The 16,116-nt window shown below is 71.9% G+C and carries 14 protein-coding genes; 6 read left to right on the top strand and 8 right to left on the bottom strand.

Features of this window, described 5'->3' with window-relative positions; all coding sequences use genetic code 11:
* Positions 1 to 145: 145 nt before the first annotated feature.
* Positions 146 to 2,023, top strand: coding sequence for an ABC transporter ATP-binding protein (locus tag P2F65_RS12030; RefSeq protein ID WP_275807799.1), 1,878 nt, complete (start codon positions 146 to 148; stop codon positions 2,021 to 2,023).
* 126 nt (positions 2,024 to 2,149) lie between these two features.
* Entirely contained in the window at positions 2,150 to 2,611 is a 462-nt protein-coding gene (locus P2F65_RS12025) for a hypothetical protein (RefSeq protein ID WP_275807798.1), read from the top strand.
* Between the two features lie 6 nt (positions 2,612 to 2,617).
* On the opposite strand, the gene P2F65_RS12020 is transcribed toward P2F65_RS12025, so the two are convergent.
* Complete coding sequence (locus P2F65_RS12020; protein WP_275807795.1) at positions 2,618 to 3,421, bottom strand: SURF1 family protein; 804 nt, start codon at positions 3,419 to 3,421, stop codon at positions 2,618 to 2,620.
* A 32-nt stretch (positions 3,422 to 3,453) separates the two neighbouring features.
* Between P2F65_RS12020 and moaA the strand changes: the two genes are divergently transcribed.
* Positions 3,454 to 4,503 carry a GTP 3',8-cyclase MoaA gene (moaA, locus tag P2F65_RS12015; protein ID WP_275807792.1) on the top strand — a complete coding sequence of 350 codons (1,050 nt, stop codon included), beginning with the start codon at positions 3,454 to 3,456 and terminating at the stop codon, positions 4,501 to 4,503.
* A gap of 6 nt (positions 4,504 to 4,509) precedes the next feature.
* On the opposite strand, the gene P2F65_RS12010 is transcribed toward moaA, so the two are convergent.
* Both P2F65_RS12010 and P2F65_RS12005 read right to left on the bottom strand, forming a co-directional pair.
* Positions 4,510 to 4,719: a hypothetical protein gene (locus P2F65_RS12010; RefSeq protein ID WP_275807789.1), complete on the bottom strand. Its 210-nt coding sequence runs from the start codon at positions 4,717 to 4,719 to the stop codon at positions 4,510 to 4,512.
* Positions 4,719 to 5,036, bottom strand: a complete 318-nt coding sequence (locus P2F65_RS12005; RefSeq protein WP_275807786.1) for a DUF3099 domain-containing protein — start codon at positions 5,034 to 5,036, stop codon at positions 4,719 to 4,721. The genes P2F65_RS12010 and P2F65_RS12005 overlap by 1 nt, the downstream gene beginning before the upstream one ends.
* 121 nt (positions 5,037 to 5,157) lie before the next feature.
* On the opposite strand from P2F65_RS12005, the gene P2F65_RS12000 reads away from it, so the two are divergent.
* Genes P2F65_RS12000 through P2F65_RS11990 form a run of 3 tightly spaced genes read left to right on the top strand, consistent with a single transcriptional unit; the run spans position 5,158 to position 8,938 of the window.
* Positions 5,158 to 5,871 (top strand): beta-ketoacyl-ACP reductase, encoded by a 714-nt coding sequence (locus P2F65_RS12000; RefSeq protein WP_275807783.1) that lies wholly within the window; start codon positions 5,158 to 5,160, stop codon positions 5,869 to 5,871.
* 44 nt (positions 5,872 to 5,915) lie between these two features.
* Complete coding sequence (gene fabI / locus P2F65_RS11995) at positions 5,916 to 6,674, top strand: enoyl-ACP reductase FabI (RefSeq protein ID WP_275807780.1); 759 nt, start codon at positions 5,916 to 5,918, stop codon at positions 6,672 to 6,674.
* Positions 6,675 to 6,724: 50 nt separating this feature from the next.
* Positions 6,725 to 8,938, top strand: coding sequence for a tetratricopeptide repeat protein (locus P2F65_RS11990; RefSeq protein ID WP_275807777.1), 2,214 nt, complete (start codon positions 6,725 to 6,727; stop codon positions 8,936 to 8,938).
* 45 nt (positions 8,939 to 8,983) lie between these two features.
* Here P2F65_RS11990 and cphA read toward each other — a convergent pair whose 3' ends face one another.
* From cphA to glgC, 5 genes are read right to left on the bottom strand one after another with little or no spacing between them, the layout of a single operon-like run.
* Positions 8,984 to 11,848, bottom strand: a complete 2,865-nt coding sequence (gene cphA, locus P2F65_RS11985; RefSeq protein ID WP_275807774.1) for a cyanophycin synthetase — start codon at positions 11,846 to 11,848, stop codon at positions 8,984 to 8,986.
* 43 nt (positions 11,849 to 11,891) lie between these two features.
* A complete protein-coding gene (locus tag P2F65_RS11980; protein WP_275807771.1) occupies positions 11,892 to 12,749 on the bottom strand; it encodes a cyanophycinase in 858 nt (285 codons plus the stop codon).
* A gap of 16 nt (positions 12,750 to 12,765) precedes the next feature.
* Positions 12,766 to 14,001, bottom strand: coding sequence for a phosphoserine phosphatase SerB (gene serB / locus P2F65_RS11975; RefSeq protein ID WP_275807768.1), 1,236 nt, complete (start codon positions 13,999 to 14,001; stop codon positions 12,766 to 12,768).
* Positions 14,002 to 14,023: 22 nt separating this feature from the next.
* On the bottom strand, positions 14,024 to 14,809 hold the full coding sequence (locus P2F65_RS11970) for an LLM class F420-dependent oxidoreductase (RefSeq protein ID WP_275807764.1): 786 nt from the start codon (positions 14,807 to 14,809) through the stop codon (positions 14,024 to 14,026).
* A 26-nt stretch (positions 14,810 to 14,835) separates the two neighbouring features.
* A complete protein-coding gene (glgC, locus tag P2F65_RS11965; RefSeq protein WP_275807761.1) occupies positions 14,836 to 16,089 on the bottom strand; it encodes a glucose-1-phosphate adenylyltransferase in 1,254 nt (417 codons plus the stop codon).
* Positions 16,090 to 16,116 lie beyond the last annotated feature (27 nt).

Raw genomic sequence — 16,116 nt, 5'->3', positions numbered from 1 at the left:
AGGGCGCCTGTCGGTGCCCCCGGTGATGATGGTGGGAATCCGCCGCCGCACGGCGGTGTTGAGCGGCTAGACGAGAGCGGCTGGACGAGAAGAGACGAGCGCCCGCGGAGCTGGACCCGCACGAGATGGCGCAGAGGGAGGCCCCATGAGCATGCAGGGCTGGCACGCGATGCGGTCGCTGACCAAGGACGAGTCGGTCAAGGACCGCAAGCTCGCCCCGGGCACCTCCAGGCGGGTGATGGGCTACGCCCTTCCCTACCGCCGCGAGATCGGCATCTTCGTCGCGCTCGTCGTCGTGACGTCGGCCCTGGTCGTCGCCACCCCGCTGCTGCTGCGCAAGCTCATCGACGAGGGCGTGACGCCCCAGAACCGCACGGTCGTCATCCAGCTCTCGCTCGTCGTCGCCGGCCTCGCCGTCGCCGAGGGCGCGCTGACCCTCGTCCAGCGCTGGTTCTCCGCCCGCATCGGTGAGGGCCTGATCTTCGACCTGCGCACGCAGGTCTTCTCGCACGTCCTGCGGCAGCCCATCGCCTTCTTCACCCGGGCGCAGACCGGTGCCCTGGTCAGCCGCCTCAACAACGACGTGCTGGGAGCCCAGCAGGCGTTCACCTCAGTGCTCTCCAGCGTCGTCAGCAACGTCGTCTCGCTGGCGCTGATCATCGGCACCATGGCGAGCCTGTCCTGGCAGCTGACGGTGGCCGCCCTCGCGCTCGTGCCCTTCTTCATCATCCCGGCCCGCATCATGGGCCGCCGCCTGGCCGGGCTGACCCACAGCCAGATGAACCTCAACGCCGACATGGGCAGCCGGATGACCGAGCGCTTCAACGTCGCGGGCGCGCTGCTCGTCAAGGTGTTCGGCCAGCCCCGGCGCGAGGACGAGGAGTACGCCGACCGTGCGGGGCGCGTGCGTGACATGGGGGTGCGGATCGCGATGAACCGCAGCATCTTCTTCGTCGCGCTGACTCTCGTGGCGTCGCTCGCCACCGCCATGATCTACGGCTTCGGCGGCCTCATGGCCGTGAACGGCACGCTGACCATCGGCACCCTGCTCGCGCTCACCGCCCTGCTCGCCCGGCTGTACGGCCCCCTCACCTCCCTGTCCAACGTCCGCGTCGACATCATGACCGCGCTCGTCTCCTTCGAGCGGGTCTTCGAGGTGCTCGACCTGCAGCCGCTCATCACGGAGAAGCCCGGGGCCCCCGACCTGCCCCGTGGCCCGGTGCGGGTCGAGCTCGACCACGTGGGGTTCCGCTACCCGGCTGCGGACGAGGTGTCGCTCGCGTCGCTGGAGACGACGGTCAGCGGCGACCGGCGGGGCGGCGGCACCGTGCTGACGGACATCACCGCGACCATCGAGGCCGGTCAGGTCGTCGCCCTGGTCGGCCCCAGCGGAGCGGGCAAGACCACCATCACGAACCTGGTGGCCCGGCTCTACGACCCGTCGTCCGGGGCGGTGCGCGTCAACGGGATGGACCTGCGTGACGCCACCTTGGAGTCGGTGCACTCCACGGTGGGCGTGGTGACCCAGGAGGCCCACCTCTTCCACGACACCATCCGCGCCAACCTCACCTATGCCAAGCACGACGCCACCGAGCAGGAGTTGGTGGCGGCGCTGAAGGCCGCGCAGGTCTGGAACCTCGTCGACTCCCTGCCCGAGGGTCTCGACACCGTGGTGGGCGACCGGGGCCACCGGCTCTCGGGCGGCGAGAAGCAGCGGCTGGCCATCGCCCGGCTGCTCCTCAAGGGACCCGGGCTCATCGTGCTCGACGAGGCGACTGCCCACCTCGACAGCGAGTCGGAGGTCGCGGTGCAGCGCGCCCTCGACGAGGCGCTCACCGGCCGCACGGCCCTGGTCATCGCGCACCGCCTGTCGACGGTGCGCGACGCCGACCAGATCCTCGTCATCGACCGCGGCCGGGTCGTGGAGCGCGGCCGGCACCACGAGCTGCTGGCCCAGGGTGGGCTCTACGCCGACCTCTACCGCACGCAGTTCGCCGAGCAGGCCGACGGCATCCCCGCCTGAGCCGGCCCGTCTCCACCTCTGCTCCGAGCCCTTGGATCCACAGGGCGAACGTCCCTGTCGGCGCCCCGTCCCACCGCTGATCGTGGTCGTGGGTGGGAGCCACCACGGGGAGCAGAGGAGTACGCCATGTCGGCACATCGCGTTGCAGCAGCGTTCGGAGGCGCGGCCCTGGTCGCTGCCCTGAGCATTCCGGGCTCGAGGGCCGCCCCGGCCGGGGAGGCCGTTTCCGCCGTGCCCGCGGCAGCCGCCGCCACGCTGAGCATCGGAGCCGTCGGCTCCTACATCAGCGCAGGAGCGGTCTTCCAGATCGACCTGGCTTTCAGCTGCGCCACGAAGGAGGTGGGGTCGGTGAGCGTGGAGGTCCACCAGAACGTCGGGCACGGCTTCGTTGCCAACGGGTTCGGATACTCGCGCAGGCCGCTGACGTGCGACGGCAAGGAGCACACCGTGACGGTCACCGTCTCACCCATGGGCGAGCGCGGGTTCAGGAAGGGTGCCGCCTACGTCCTCGCCGACCTGTCGGCGTGCGTCCCCAACGCCCAGACGTGCACGTCGCTCTCGGCCGAGCGGACGGTGACCGTTCGCTGACCGGGCTCAGGCGTCCTCTTCGTCCCAGACCCTCACCTTGCGCGGCCGGGCCGCACTCGGCCGAGCCGGTGTGCCCTCGGGGCCGAGGCCTTCGCGCTGCTCGCGCCTCACGCCGAAGTACACCAGCACGAAGCCGACGGCCATGGCCCCCCACCACTGGAACGCATAGGCCTGGTGGGGGCCCAGCGTGGTGTCCGGACGCTCGAGCGGGTAGGGGCGCGGCGGGGTGTCCCCGCCCAGGACCTGCTCGCGGTCCAGCGCGAGGTAGGCCCCGAGCAGGTCCGTCCCCAGCTGCTGCTCGGCCTGGGGCAGGTTGATGCTCGCCAGCTGGCCCGGTGGCAGGTCGCGGCCCAGCGAGCGCTCCGAGAGCCGGAGCCAGCCCGAGACCGTGACGGAGCCCGCCGGTGCGGGAGGCACCTCGGGCCTGCTCTGCGCGCTCTCCGCGTTGCGGACCCAGCCACGGTTCACCAGGAGCGTGCGCCCGTCGGCGAGCGTGAGGGGGCTGAGCACCTCGTAGCCATAGGTTCCCTCGAGGGGCCGGTTCCGGACCAGCAGTGGCTCGCCGGCGGCATACCGTCCGGCCACCGAGACCCTCGTCCACTCCCGTTCCACCGGCAGGGGGCCGGTGCCCACCAGGTCGCCCAGCGGCACGGGAGCGGCGTCGTAGTGCGCCTCGATCCGGTCGACCCGCTCGCGCCGCTCCTCGTAGCGGTGCCACTGCCACTGGCCGAGGAAGAAGGCGAGCACGGCAAAGGCCCCGGCGAGGGCCAGGGCGCCCAGCCAGCGGCGCGTTGCCAACACCCGGAGCACCGAATCACGGTACCCGGCTTAGGCTGGTGTCCATGACCGGCCTCCCGTTCCCGCGCGTGCGACCCCGGGGCAGCACCGTGCCCGAGGGCACGACCGGTCTGCCGGACCAGTTCGGGCGTCTCGGCCGTGACCTCAGGGTGTCCGTCACCGACCGCTGCAACCTGCGCTGCACCTACTGCATGCCGGCCGAGGGGCTGCCGTGGCTGCCCAAGCCGGAGATGCTCACCGACGAGGAGATCGTCCGGCTGGTCGGGGTCTTCGTGGGCCTCGGCGTGCGCCAGGTGCGGTTGACGGGAGGGGAGCCGCTGCTGCGCAGATCCCTCGTGGACGTGGTCAGGGGCATCGCGTCGCTCGAGCCGCGACCGCGGATCGCCATGACCACCAACGGCGTCGGCCTCGACCGGCTCGCCGAGCCGCTCAGGGATGCCGGGCTCGACCGGGTCAACGTCAGCCTCGACACGATCGACGCCCGGGAGTTCGCCGCCCTCACCCGTCGTGACCGCCTCCACGACGTCGAGGCCGGGCTCAAGGCCGCGGCCGCCGCCGGGCTCGCACCGGTCAAGGTCAACGCGGTCGCCATGCGCGGCATCAACGACGGCTCGGTGCCAGAGCTGCTGCAGTGGTGCCTCGACCGGGGCTACGAGCTGAGGTTCATCGAGCAGATGCCGCTCGACGCGCAGCACGGGTGGGACGCCGCCAGCATGGTCACGGCATCGGAGGTGCGGCACCGGCTCGAGGAGCGCTTCACCCTGACGGAGCTGCCCGCCGCCGATCGGGGGAGCGCTCCGGCGGAGCTGTTCCTCGTCGACGGCGGTCCGGCCACGGTGGGCATCATCGCCAGCGTCAGCCAGCCCTTCTGCGCCGCCTGCGACCGCATCCGCCTCACCGCCGACGGGCAGGTGCGCAACTGCCTGTTCTCCCGCACCGAGACCGACCTGCGCGGACCGCTGCGCGACGGCGCCACCGACGAGGAGATCGCCGGGCTGCTGCAGGGCGAGATGTGGCGCAAGGCCCGCGGCCATGGCATCGGCGAGCCCGGCTTCGTCCAACCCGACCGACCCATGTCGGCCATCGGCGGCTGACGCCGCTCAGCCGGCGTCGGCGGGGACCTCGGTCGCAGGAAGGGTCTCGACGAGGAACCCCCGCACGGAGAGGAACTCACCCAGGCTGGCGCGGTGGTCGTCACAGGCCAGCCAGACCTTGCGCCGCTGCGGCGTGTGCACGCGAGGGTTGTTCCACAGGTGCGCCCAGCGCGCGGTCGCACGGCAGCCCTTGGCGCTGCAGACCAGGTGCGGCATCAGCGCTCGATCTGCCGTGTGTGGTCGGTCGTCGGCGTGACCGCGTCCGCGCGGCCACCGAGCCTCGGACGCACCGCGTTCGCGAGCACCACGGCGATGTAGGGGAGCACGACGGCCAGGACGGCGAAGGAACCCCACACCCACCAGGCGGCGCCCCTGGTGGCCGTCAGCGCTGCCAGCACGAAGCAGGCCGTGCGAATGCCCATGGTGACCAGGTAGCGACGGATCCGAGCCGCCTGCTCGTCGCGCAGCGACTCGGGGGCCGTCGTCACCGACTGCACCACGGGGTGTCGATCGCGACGGCGGGGTCCGGCCATGCCTCAACGATAAGCCGCGCTCGATGCCGACTACCCATCGGTAGTCGGCTAGCGTCACCGGCAGGGAGCGGGCGTGGCCCGCTCTTCCCACAGCCATCGACCTGACGAGCAGAGGAGACCCATGGCCGACGGCCGCAACGTGCTGGTGACCGGGGGCAACCGTGGCATCGGCCTGTGCATCGCAAGGGCCTTCGCCGCCGCCGGCGACAACGTCGTCGTCACGCACCGGTCGGGCGAGCCGCCGGAGGGGCTGCGCGGGGTCACCTGCGACGTCACGGACACCGCGTCGGTCGACGCCGCCTTCACCGCCGCCGAGGAGCTCCTCGGCGGCCCCGTCGAGGTGCTCGTGGCCAACGCCGGGGTGACGAAGGACCAGCTGCTCATGCGGATGAGCGACGAGGAGTTCGACACCGTCGTCGACACCAACCTCACCGGGGCGTTCCGTTGCGCCCGCCGCGCCAGCAAGGGGATGATCCGCCTGCGCAGGGGGCGCATCGTGCTCATCTCCAGCGTCGTCGGCCTGTACGGTTCGCCGGGACAGGCCAACTACGCCGCCAGCAAGTCGGCCCTCGTCGGGCTCGCCCGCTCGATCACCCGCGAGCTCGGGGGGCGCGGCATCACCGCGAACGTCGTGGCACCGGGCTTCATCGAGACCGACATGACCGCCGCCCTGCCCGAGGAGCGACGCGAGCAGTACCTGGCCAACATCCCCGCAGGTCGGTTCGCCGAGCCGGAGGAGGTGGCCGCGGCGGTGCGGTTCATCGCCTCGGACGACGCGGCATACATCTCGGGCGCCGTCATCCCGGTCGACGGCGGCCTGGGCATGGGCCACTGACCACCACCGACGACGAAACCACTGCAACGGAGGACGACGCGCACATGCTGCTCGAGGGCAAGAAGCTGCTCATCACGGGGGTCCTCATGGACTCCTCCATCGCCTTCCACGTGGCCAGGCTGGCCCAGGAGCAGGGGGCGGAGGTGATCCTCACGTCCTTCGGCCGCACCATGAAGATCACCCAGACGATCTCCCGGCGGCTCCCCAGCGCGCCCCCAGTGCTCGAGCTCGACGTGACGAACCAGGAGCACCTCGACACCCTCGCCGACCGGCTCGGCGAGCACGTCGACCGCCTCGACGGCGTGCTGCACTCGATCGGCTTCGCCCCGCAGGGCGCCTTCAACTTCCTCGAGGGCACCTTCGAGGACGTCAGCACGGCCATGCACGCCTCCGCGTACTCCCTGAAGTCGCTGGCCGTGGCGGCGCTGCCGCGGATGTCCGGTGGGGGCAGCATCGTCGGCCTGACGTTCGACGCCAAGTTCGCGTGGCCGGTCTACGACTGGATGGGCGTGGCCAAGGCGGCGTTCGAGGCCACCAACCGCTACTGCGCCCGTGACCTCGGGCCCAAGGGCATCCGGTGCAACCTGGTGTCGGCCGGGCCGATCCGCACCACCGCCGCCAAGTCGATCCCGGGCTTCGAGGCCTTCGAGAACACCTGGAACCAGCGCGCCCCGCTCGGCTGGGACGTCAACAACCCCGTGCCGGCGGCGCAGGCCTGTGCCGCGCTGCTGTCCGACTGGTTCCCGGCCACGACCGGCGAGATCGTGCACGTCGACGGGGGCGTCCACGCCATGGGCCAGTAGTGCCCGTCCCTCCCCGCGGAGCGTCCGCGAGCGGCCACTAGGCTCCGCGCATGACGTCTGACGCTGCCCCCGCACCCGACGCCACCGACACCTCCGTGACCGTTGCCGAGGTCCGCATCCTCGAGGGCCCCAACCTCTACTTCTCGAAGCCGGCGGCCAAGGTGACCCTCACCCTGCCGGGGTACCTCGACGCGGACGAGGCCGCCATGACGGGCCTGGCCCGGCGCATCGGCCTGCGCGGGGGCCGGGCCGGTGCCCCCGGGTCGGAGCAGCGGCAGCGGTTCGTCGCGCGCGTGGTGGAGCGGGCGGTGCGACGCCTCGCGACGGCGAGCGGCACCAGCCGGCTCGGCGTGCGTTGCCGGCCGGGGAGCACGCCGGACGAGGTCGTCGCCGCCTACGTGTGGCGCCGGCGCGGGAGGGCACGCGCGCTGGGCCACGCGCTCGGGCCGACACTCGCCGGGTGGCTCGGCGGCGTCGACCTGGTCGCCGAGCAGGCCGACGAGATCACGCGGGCCGACCCGGGGGAGCGCCCGTCGGTGCTGGTCCCGACTGTGCCGGTCGCCTCGGTCACCGGCACCAACGGCAAGACCACCACGACCCGGCTGCTCGGGCACATCGGCATGACAGCCGGTCTGAAGACCGCGTGGTCGTCCACCGACGGCATCGTCGTGCAGGGCGAGCTGGTCGAGGCAGGCGACTACTCCGGACCTGCCGGCGCACGGGCCGTGCTGTCGACGCCGGGGGTGCGACTCGGGATCCTCGAGACGGCCCGTGGAGGGATGCTGCTCAAGGGCATGGGCGTCGCGGCCAACGACGTCAGCGTGGTCACCAACGTCTCCGCCGACCACCTGGGGCTGCAGGGCATCGACACCGTGGACCAGCTCGCCGAGGTGAAGGCGATCGTCACCAAGGCGACGCGCCCCTCCGGCTGGGCCGTGCTCAACGGTGAGGACCCGCGGGTCTGGGCCATGCGGACGGGGACCCGGGCCAAGCCGTGGGTCTTCGCGCTGCGCTCCGACGCCCCCGCGGTCCGCGAGGCCCTCGACACCGGCGGGCGGGCGATCACCATCCTCGACGGCGACATCACGGTGCTGTTCCCGGGGCGGGAGCCGGACCGGCTCATCAGCGTCCTCGACGTGCCCGTCACGCTCTCGGGGCTGTCGCACCACAACATCGCCAACGCCCTTGCCGGCGCCGCAGCCGCCCTGGCGCTGGGGCTCCCGCGCGAGGCCGTCGTCGAGGGGCTGAGGACCTTCGCGCCGGACGAGCGGCTCAACCCGGGCCGCATGAACACGTACACGATGCCGGCTTCCGGCGGAGGCACGATCACGGTCATCGTCGACCTGGCGCACAACGAGGCGGGGCTCGAGGCGCTCATGGACGTCGCGCACGGCCTTCGCGTCCCGGGTGCCCAGGTCCACCTCGGGCTGGGCCTCGCCGGCGACCGCACCGACGACCTGCTGGAGTCCATGGGCGAGATCGCCGGCCTGCGCGCCGACCGGGTCGTCGCCGCCCACAAGGCGCACTACCTGCGGGGACGCTCGATGGCCGACCTCGAGCACCACCTGCGGGTGGGCCTCGCGCGGGCCGGCGTGGCCGACATCGAGTCCTACGAGACCGAGCTGGAGGGGCTCAAGGCGCTCGTGCCCGAGGCCTCCGACGGTGACGTCGTCTGCCTGATGTGCCACTCGGAGCGGGAGCAGGTCACCGCGTGGCTCGCCTCGCAGGGTGCGGTGCCCGACACCGCCGCCGACATCCGGCGCAAGGTGGTCGCCTCTCGGGGTGAGCACGACGCCGAGGCCGCGATCGCCGAGCTGTGGGACCTGCCCGACCCCGTCGTCCGGGTCCGGGCGGCGCGCGAGCTGCACGCCCAGCGCCCGTCGGATGCCCGGCTGGCCTACGAGCACGCCAGCGCCCTCGACGCGGCAGGGCAGGAGGCCGAGGCGATCGCGCTCTACCTGCAGGCCCTCGACCTCGGCCTGCGCGAGCCGCACCGGCACCGCGCACGGATCCAGCTCGGGTCGAGCCTGCGGGCGGTGGGCCGCCCGCAGGAGTCCTACGAGCTGCTCTCGGAGCTGGCCCACGAGCGGCCGCACAGCGTCGCCGTTACGGCGTTCCGGGCCCTCGCCGCGGCCGACTCGGGACGGTGTGACGAGGCGGTCGCCGACCTCATCGACGCCCTGCTCCACCACGCCGGCGACGAGGACACCCTCAGCTACCAGCGCGCCCTGCACGCCTACGCCGAGGATCTCCGCGAGCGCTGAGGTGCGGTATGCCGCGTGGCCCGGCCACGCGGCATACCCGGCCGGTCAGCCCGGCTGACCTGCCTCGAGCTCCTCCTCGGCACTGGCCTGGGCCTCGTCACCCGAGGCCTGGGCCTCGGTCTGCAGCTCGGCGGGGTCGAGGTCCGGGTCGCCGACCGTCGGGCCGCCGGTGTGCGCGCCCGCCTGGGCACTGTTGGTGAGCTGCTCGAGCTCGCCGAGCACCTGGGCGTGGTTGTCGACGCAGAGGACCACGATGTCGCCGGGGTTCGCCCGTGCCATGGCGGTGCGCACCGCCTCCGCCTCGTCGAGCACCACATCGACCTGCCGGCACCGCACGCCGTCCTCGGCCATGCGGGCGCGCACCCCCTCGGCCACGAGGGCCGCGGTGTCGCCGCGCCGTCGACCCCGGAGCCGTTCGTCCTCGCGGACGACCAGGACGTCGAAGTGGTTCGCCGCGATCGTGCCGAGCTCCCGCATGTCGTCGTCGCGCCGGTCACCGGCCGTGGCGATGACCCCGATCCGCGAGATCTTGCCGAGGTCGGACTGCCCGGCCTTCTGCTCGGCGTAGGCGTCGACGAACTGGCCGAGCACCCGCATGCCGGGAGCGTTGTGGCAGTAGTCGACGAACACGTCGACGTTGTTGACGTTGACCTGGTTCATGCGCCCGGGGGAGAGGTAGTAGCTCGTCGTGAAGGTGCGCAGCCCCTGCCGGATCTCGTGGAGCCCGGCCCCCGCCGCGAACGCGGCGCCGGCAGCGGCCATCGCGTTGGCGACGTTGAACCTGGCCGTGCCGCCGAACGTCGAGGGCAGCAGGTGCGTCCACGCCAGCTGCATGCTGCGGCGACCGTGCTTGATGACGATCATGTCGCCCTTGTCGGTGGGCTCGAGCACGACGGCCCGACCCCCGCGACGGCAGTAGTCGTCGACGAACTCGCGCACCCTGCTGCCCGGGGGCTGCAGCGAGAACCAGACGACCCCGCCCGAGCACCGGCGGCGCATCTTGCGCACCAGCTCGTCGTCGGCGTTGAGCACGGCGAAGCCGTCACGCGGAACCGCCTCCACCACAACGGCTTTCACGTCGGCTAGCTGCTCGAGGGTGTCGATGCCCCGCATGCCCAGGTGGTCCGGTGCGATGTTCGTGACGACCGCGACGTCGTTGCGGTCATAGCCCAGGCCCTCGCGCAGGATCCCTCCGCGGGCGACCTCCATGACGGCGAAGTCGACCCGCGGGTTCTGCAGGACCATGCGGGCCGAGCGGGGACCCGACGCGTCGGCCTTGTAGACCAGTCGCTCGTCGATGACGATCCCGTCGGTGGAGGTCATGCCCACCTTGCGGCCGATGCCCTTGAAGATGTGGGCGATCATCCGGGAGGTGGTCGTCTTGCCGTTGGTGCCGGTGACGGAGACGATCGGCACCCGCGAGGGCGACCCGGGCGGGAAGAGCAGGTCGACGACGGGCTTGGCGATGTACTGCGGCTCGCCGACCGTCGGGTGCGTGTGCATCCGGAACCCTGGGGCGGCATTCACCTCGCAGATCGCCCCGCCCGTCTCGCGGACGGGGGAGGCGATGTCGGGGCAGATGAAGTCGATGCCGGCGACGTCGAGCCCGATCATCCGGGCCGCCTCCTCGGCGATCTCGATGTTGTCAGGGTGGGCCTCGAAGGTGCGGTCCACGGAGATGCCGCCGGTGGACATGTTGCCGGTGAGGGCGAGCTTGACCATCTGGCCCTCGGGCGGCACGTCGTCCATCGAACATCCCTGGTCCTTGACCAGCGCCACGGCGGCGTCGTCGACCTTGATGCGGGTGAGCACCTTCTCGTGGCCCACACCGCGGCGCGGGTCGGCGTTGGTGATCTCGACGAGCTCGGCCACCGTGTGGCTGCCGTCGCCCACGACGTGGGCGGGCACCCGCTCGGCGATGGCCTGCATCTTCCCGCCGACGATGAGGCAGCGGTAGTCCCGCCCCGTCACGAACGACTCGACGATGACGTACCCGCGCCGCGACTCGCTACGGGCGGTCTCGAACCCGGCCCGCACCTCCTCCTCGGACTGCAGGTCGAGGCACACCCCGCGGCCGTGGTTGCCGTCAAGAGGCTTGACCACGACGGGGAAGCCGATCCGCCGGGCGGCCGCGGCAGCGGCGTCCGGGGTGCGGACGGTCTCCTGCTTGGGCACCGGCAGGCCGGCCGACGCGAGCAGGCGCGTCGTCATGTCCTTGTCCCCGGCGATGTCTACCGCCAGCGACGAGGTCTTCGAGGTCATGGTGGCGCGGATGCGCTGGGCGTGGACACCCTGGCCGAGCTGGACCAGCGACGCGGTGTTGAGCCGGATGTAGGGGATGTCGCGGCTGACCGCCTCCTCGATGATGGCCGCGGTGGACGGCCCGAACGCGGTCCGCTGGGCTCGCCGGAGGAAGTGGTCGAGCTCGTCGGCGAAGTCGAACCCTTCCTCGGACTGCACCAGGTGGTTGACGAGGCGCACCGCCAGCTCACCGGCGGCCAGCCCGACCGTCTCGTCGGCGTAGGCGTAGATCACGTTGTAGCGGCCGGGCTGGCCCTTCACGGCCCGGGTCTTGCCCCGACGCATGTCGTGCCCGGCCTCCTGCTGCAGCTGGAGGGCGACGTGCTCGGTGACGTGCCCGAGCCAGGTGCCCTCGCGAAGCCGGTCGACGAAGCCGCCCTTCACCCCACGCGAGCAGGTGTGGTTGCCCAGGCCCGGCAGCAGCTCGACGAGGCGGTCGGTGAAGCCGTCGAGGGTGTCGGTCGGGTAGCCCTCGAGCACGCCGAGGTCGACGACGAGGTGGATGGCGGGGTCGTAGGACCAGATGTTGCCGCCGCGGTAGACGCGCGACTCGACGATGCGCAGCTCGGGGGCGGCCGGGCCGGTGGGGGTCGGTCGGTCTGCTGCCATGGGGGATCTCCTAGCGCGGTCAGGCAGGGGCGTGGGCCTCGGGTCAGGCCTTGGCCGTGGCGAGGGTGACGGTGGCGTCGGGGTGCTTCTCGACGAAGTCGAGCAGCCGCACCTCGCGGAGGTCGAAGGTAGCGCCCGCCGGCAGCGAGTGCACCACGGCCCCCGAGACCATCATGGGCGCCCCGCGGCGGGCCTCCGGGGCGTCGGAGACCGAAGCCCGGCAGTCGAGGACGAAGACCGCGCCGGCGCCGTGCACCGTGAAGACGCTGCGGTCGACCACCTCGATGGCGGTGTCCTCGTCGATGCCGATGCCGATGAGGTTGGGGGAGCCGGCCACCATGGACATGAGCCGCCCGTAGCGGGCCCGCTGGCCGAAGTGCTGGTCGATGATCACGCCTTCGATCAGTCCGAGCCCGGCACTGAGCTGGCTGTGGCGCTGGCGCGGGGTGATGCCCTCGTCACCCATGGAGATCATGAACTGGCTCATGATCGACGCGCCGGCCGACGTGCCACCGATGACAGCCCCCCGGTCGTGGGCCCGGTGCAGCGCGTCGCCGAGGGGGGTGCCGGGCAGCCGCTGGCTGAGCTTGAGCTGGCTGCCGCCGCTCATGAACACGCCGGTGGCCCGGTCGACGAGGGCCACCGCCTCCTCGTCGTGCGCCTCGAGCCGGGTCTCGGGGTTGACCACCGTGAGGTCCGTCGTCCCGAGCCGGGCGAAGACCTCGGTGTAGGCGGCGACCACCTCGTCCTGGAAGGACGAGGCCGTGGGGATGATGACGATGCGGGAGCGGCGGCCGCCGGCGAGACGCACGAAGCGCCTGAGGACGGTGGCCTTGCCGACCCGGTCCTCAGCGCCGCCGATGATGAACAGCGTGGGGGGTTTTCGTGACGAGCGCGCCATTGCGACAGCCTAGGAGTCAGGTCGGGAGGATGGGAGGAGCGGGTGTCGGCGTGCCGTCTGCGGCGTCAGCCTCCTCGATCTCCTCCCTGGTGATCCCGAGGAGGTAGAGCACGGCGTCGAGGTAGGGGACGTTGACCGCGGTGTCGGCCTGCTCGCGCACGACGGGCTTGGCGTTGAAGGCGATGCCCAGCCCGGCCACCTCGAGCATGTCGAGGTCGTTGGCCCCGTCACCGATGGCCACGGTCCGAGACAGCGGCAGGCCCGCCTCCTCTGCGAAGACCCGCAGTGCCTGGGCCTTGCCGGCCCGGTCGACGATGTCGCCCACGAGCCGGCCGGTGAGCCGGCCGTCCTCGACCTCGAGCCGGTTGGCCCGGGCATGGTCGATGCCCAGCTCGCGGGCGAGGTCGCCGACGATCTCGATGAAGCCCCCGGACACCACGGCGACCGTGAACCCGAGACGCTTGAGGGTGCGCACCAGCGTCCGGGCGCCGGGGCTCAGGCGCACGGCTGCGCGGACCTCGTCTAGTACGCCGACGGGCAGCCCCTCCAGCACGCCGACGCGCTGGCGCAGGCTCTGCGCGAAGTCGAGCTCGCCACGCATGGCAGCCTCGGTCACGGCGGCGACCTCCGCAGCCCGGCCGGCGTGGGCGGCCAGGAGCTCGATGACCTCGTCCTGGATGAGGGTGGAGTCGACGTCCATGACGACGAGGCGGCGGCCGCGGCGGGCCAGACCTGCCGGCGCGACGGCGATGTCCACGCCGTGGACGCTCGACTCCAGTGCCAGCTCGCGACGCAGGGCGAGGGCGTCCGCGCCCGAGACGTCGAACTCGACGGTGGTCACGGGGTAGCGGGACAGGCGCCGGATGCGGTCGATGTTCGCGCCGTGGGCTGCGATCCGGGCCGTCACCGCCGCCACCGCGCTGGCGAGCAGCGGGGCGCCCAGGACGACGACGGCGACCCGGCCTGTGCGCCGCGGCGCGTTGTCACCGGTGCCGGACTCGAAGCTGGCGGTGAGCCCGAGCGACTGCGCGACCTCGCCGACCACCGTCTCCAGGCGGTGCTCCGCGCCCGGTCCGGGCACCAGCAGCATCCCGAGGGTCAGGTGGCCCCGCACGACGACCTGCTCCAGGTCGAGCACCTCGGCGCCCACGTCGGCGATGGCGTCGAAGAGCGCGCTGCTCACGCCCGGGCGGTCGTCACCACTGACCGTGACCAGCAGGGTCGCAGGGTTCGGAGCGGTGAGGTCTGCCACCGCTGCACGATACCGAGCGCCGTCAGCCCGCCCGCCGCGAGTCTCGCCATGCGACCAGGTCGCGCACCGGGGCCATGTCGTAGGCGGGCCCCGTGAGCCCGACCGTGAGCAGGCGGGTGCCCACGGCATACAGGGCCTCGGCGGACGCGGCGTAGTCGCGTGCGTTCTCGGGGAACCGGCCCGGCCGGGCCGAGACGCCCGCCGACCGCTCCACCTCGCCCGGGTCGCGGCCGACCCGCTCACACCAGCCATCGAGCACGGCGTGCTTGTGGGCGATGGTCTCGGGGCTGCCGAAGCCGTGCCAGATGTCGGCGTGCTCGGCCACGATGCGCAGCGTTTTGCGCTCGCCGCCCCCGCCTACGAGCACCGGGATGCGGCGCGTGGGCGGCGGGTTGAGCCGCGCCCACCGGTCCTTGATCCGGGGCAGGTCGCGGTCGAGGGCGTCGAGCCGGCCGCCGGCCGTGCCGAACTCGTAGCCGTACTCGTCGTAGTCGCGCTCGAACCAGCCGGAGCCGATGCCGAGAATGAGCCTGCCGTCGCTGATGTGGTCGACGGTGCGGGCCATGTCGGCGAGCAGGTGCGGGTTGCGGTAGCTGTTGCAGGTGACGAGGGCGCCGATCTCCACGCGCTCAGTGGCCTCGGCCCAGGCCGCCAGCGTGGTCCAGCACTCGAAGTGGGCGCCGTCGGGGTCGCCGTAGAGGGGAAAGAAGTGGTCCCAGGTGAAGAGCACGTCGGCGCCGATCTCCTCGGCCTGCGCGCAGGCGCGGCGGATCGCGGCGTAGTCCGCGTGCTGCGGCTGGAGCTGCACCCCGATGCGGACGGGCCGGTCACCGGTCAGGGCGTGACCTCCTGGCCCTTGGCGACCACGGTCAGGCCGGACTCGGTGACCTGGAACCCGCGGGCCAGGTCGTGCTCGCGGTCGACGCCGATCGTGGTGTCCTCGGGCACGTAGACGTTCTTGTCGATGATCGCCTTGCGGATGACGACGCCCCGGCCGACCTCGACGCCGTCCATCAGGACGCTGTCGTCGATCGTGGTGAGGCTGTGGACGTGCACCCGGGGGGAGAGGACCGAGTTGGTCACGGTGGCCCCGCTGATCACGACGCCGGGGGAGACGGCGGAGTTGTGGGCCTCGCCGTACTTGCCCTTCGACCCGTGGACCAGCTTGGCCGGCGGGTAGGGGCCGTAGTCGGTGTAGATCGGCCACTCGTAGTTGTAGAGGTTGAAGACCGGGTGCACCGAGACGAGGTCCATGTTGGCCTCCCAGTAGGAGTCCAGCGTCCCGACGTCTCGCCAGTAGGCCTGGTCGCGCTCGGTCGCGCCCGGGATGACGTTGTCCTTGAAGTCGTAGACGTAGGCGGACTTCTCGTCGACGAACGCCGGCACGATGTCGCCGCCCATGTCGTGCTTGCTGCCCTCGCGGGTGTCGTCGCGGGTGACCGCGTCGATCAGCACGCTGGCGTCGAAGACGTAGTTGCCCATCGAGGCGAGCACCTCGTCGGGGGAGTCGGGCAGGCCCACGGCGTCGGTGGGCTTCTCGCGGAAGGCCTGGATGCGCCGGGGCTCCGCGGCCTCGACCTCGATGACCCCGAACTGGTCGGCGAGCGAGATCGGCTGGCGGATCGCGGCCACCGTCACACCGGCGCCGGTCTCGATGTGCTGCTGCACCATCTGCGAGAAGTCCATGCGGTAGACGTGGTCGGCGCCGACGACGACGACGATGTCCGGGTGCTCGTCGTGCACGAGGTTCAGGCTCTGGAAGATCGCGTTCGCGCTGCCGAGGTACCAGTTCTTGTCGATCCGCTGCTGGGCCGGCACCGGGGTGACGTAGTTGCCCAGCATGTTCGACATGCGCCAGGTCTTCGTGATGTGCCGGTCGAGGCTGTGCGACTTGTACTGCGTCAGCACCACGCTCTTGAGGTAGCCGGAGTTCACGACGTTGCTGAGGGCGAAGTCGATGAGGCGGTAGATGCCGCCGAAGGGCACCGCCGGTTTGGCCCGGTCGGCGGTGAGGGGCATCAGCCGCTTGCCCTCGCCTCCCGCGAGCACGATCGCCAGAACCCTGGGTCCGCCTCGTCTGTATGGCATGAGACGACAGTAGGGTTTGTCAGCCCT

The organism is Knoellia sp. p5-6-4 (assembly GCF_029222705.1).
Taxonomy (GTDB): domain Bacteria; phylum Actinomycetota; class Actinomycetes; order Actinomycetales; family Dermatophilaceae; genus Pedococcus_A.
Note: the sequence above shows the minus strand (reverse complement) of the source record. Positions and strands in the feature narration are given on the sequence as shown.

Bases quoted from the DNA above. Each gene is read 5' to 3' on its own strand.
- P2F65_RS12030 (WP_275807799.1), top strand. From the start codon at position 146: ATGAGCATGCAGGGCTGGCACGCGATGCGGTCGCTGACCAAGGACGAG.
- P2F65_RS12025 (WP_275807798.1), top strand. From the start codon at position 2,150: ATGTCGGCACATCGCGTTGCAGCAGCGTTCGGAGGCGCGGCCCTGGTC.
- moaA (WP_275807792.1), top strand. From the start codon at position 3,454: ATGACCGGCCTCCCGTTCCCGCGCGTGCGACCCCGGGGCAGCACCGTG.
- P2F65_RS12010 (WP_275807789.1), bottom strand. From the start codon at position 4,719: ATGCCGCACCTGGTCTGCAGCGCCAAGGGCTGCCGTGCGACCGCGCGC.
- P2F65_RS12005 (WP_275807786.1), bottom strand. From the start codon at position 5,036: ATGGCCGGACCCCGCCGTCGCGATCGACACCCCGTGGTGCAGTCGGTG.
- P2F65_RS12000 (WP_275807783.1), top strand. From the start codon at position 5,158: ATGGCCGACGGCCGCAACGTGCTGGTGACCGGGGGCAACCGTGGCATC.
- fabI (WP_275807780.1), top strand. From the start codon at position 5,916: ATGCTGCTCGAGGGCAAGAAGCTGCTCATCACGGGGGTCCTCATGGAC.
- P2F65_RS11990 (WP_275807777.1), top strand. From the start codon at position 6,725: ATGACGTCTGACGCTGCCCCCGCACCCGACGCCACCGACACCTCCGTG.
- cphA (WP_275807774.1), bottom strand. From the start codon at position 11,848: ATGGCAGCAGACCGACCGACCCCCACCGGCCCGGCCGCCCCCGAGCTG.
- P2F65_RS11980 (WP_275807771.1), bottom strand. From the start codon at position 12,749: ATGGCGCGCTCGTCACGAAAACCCCCCACGCTGTTCATCATCGGCGGC.
- glgC (WP_275807761.1), bottom strand. From the start codon at position 16,089: ATGCCATACAGACGAGGCGGACCCAGGGTTCTGGCGATCGTGCTCGCG.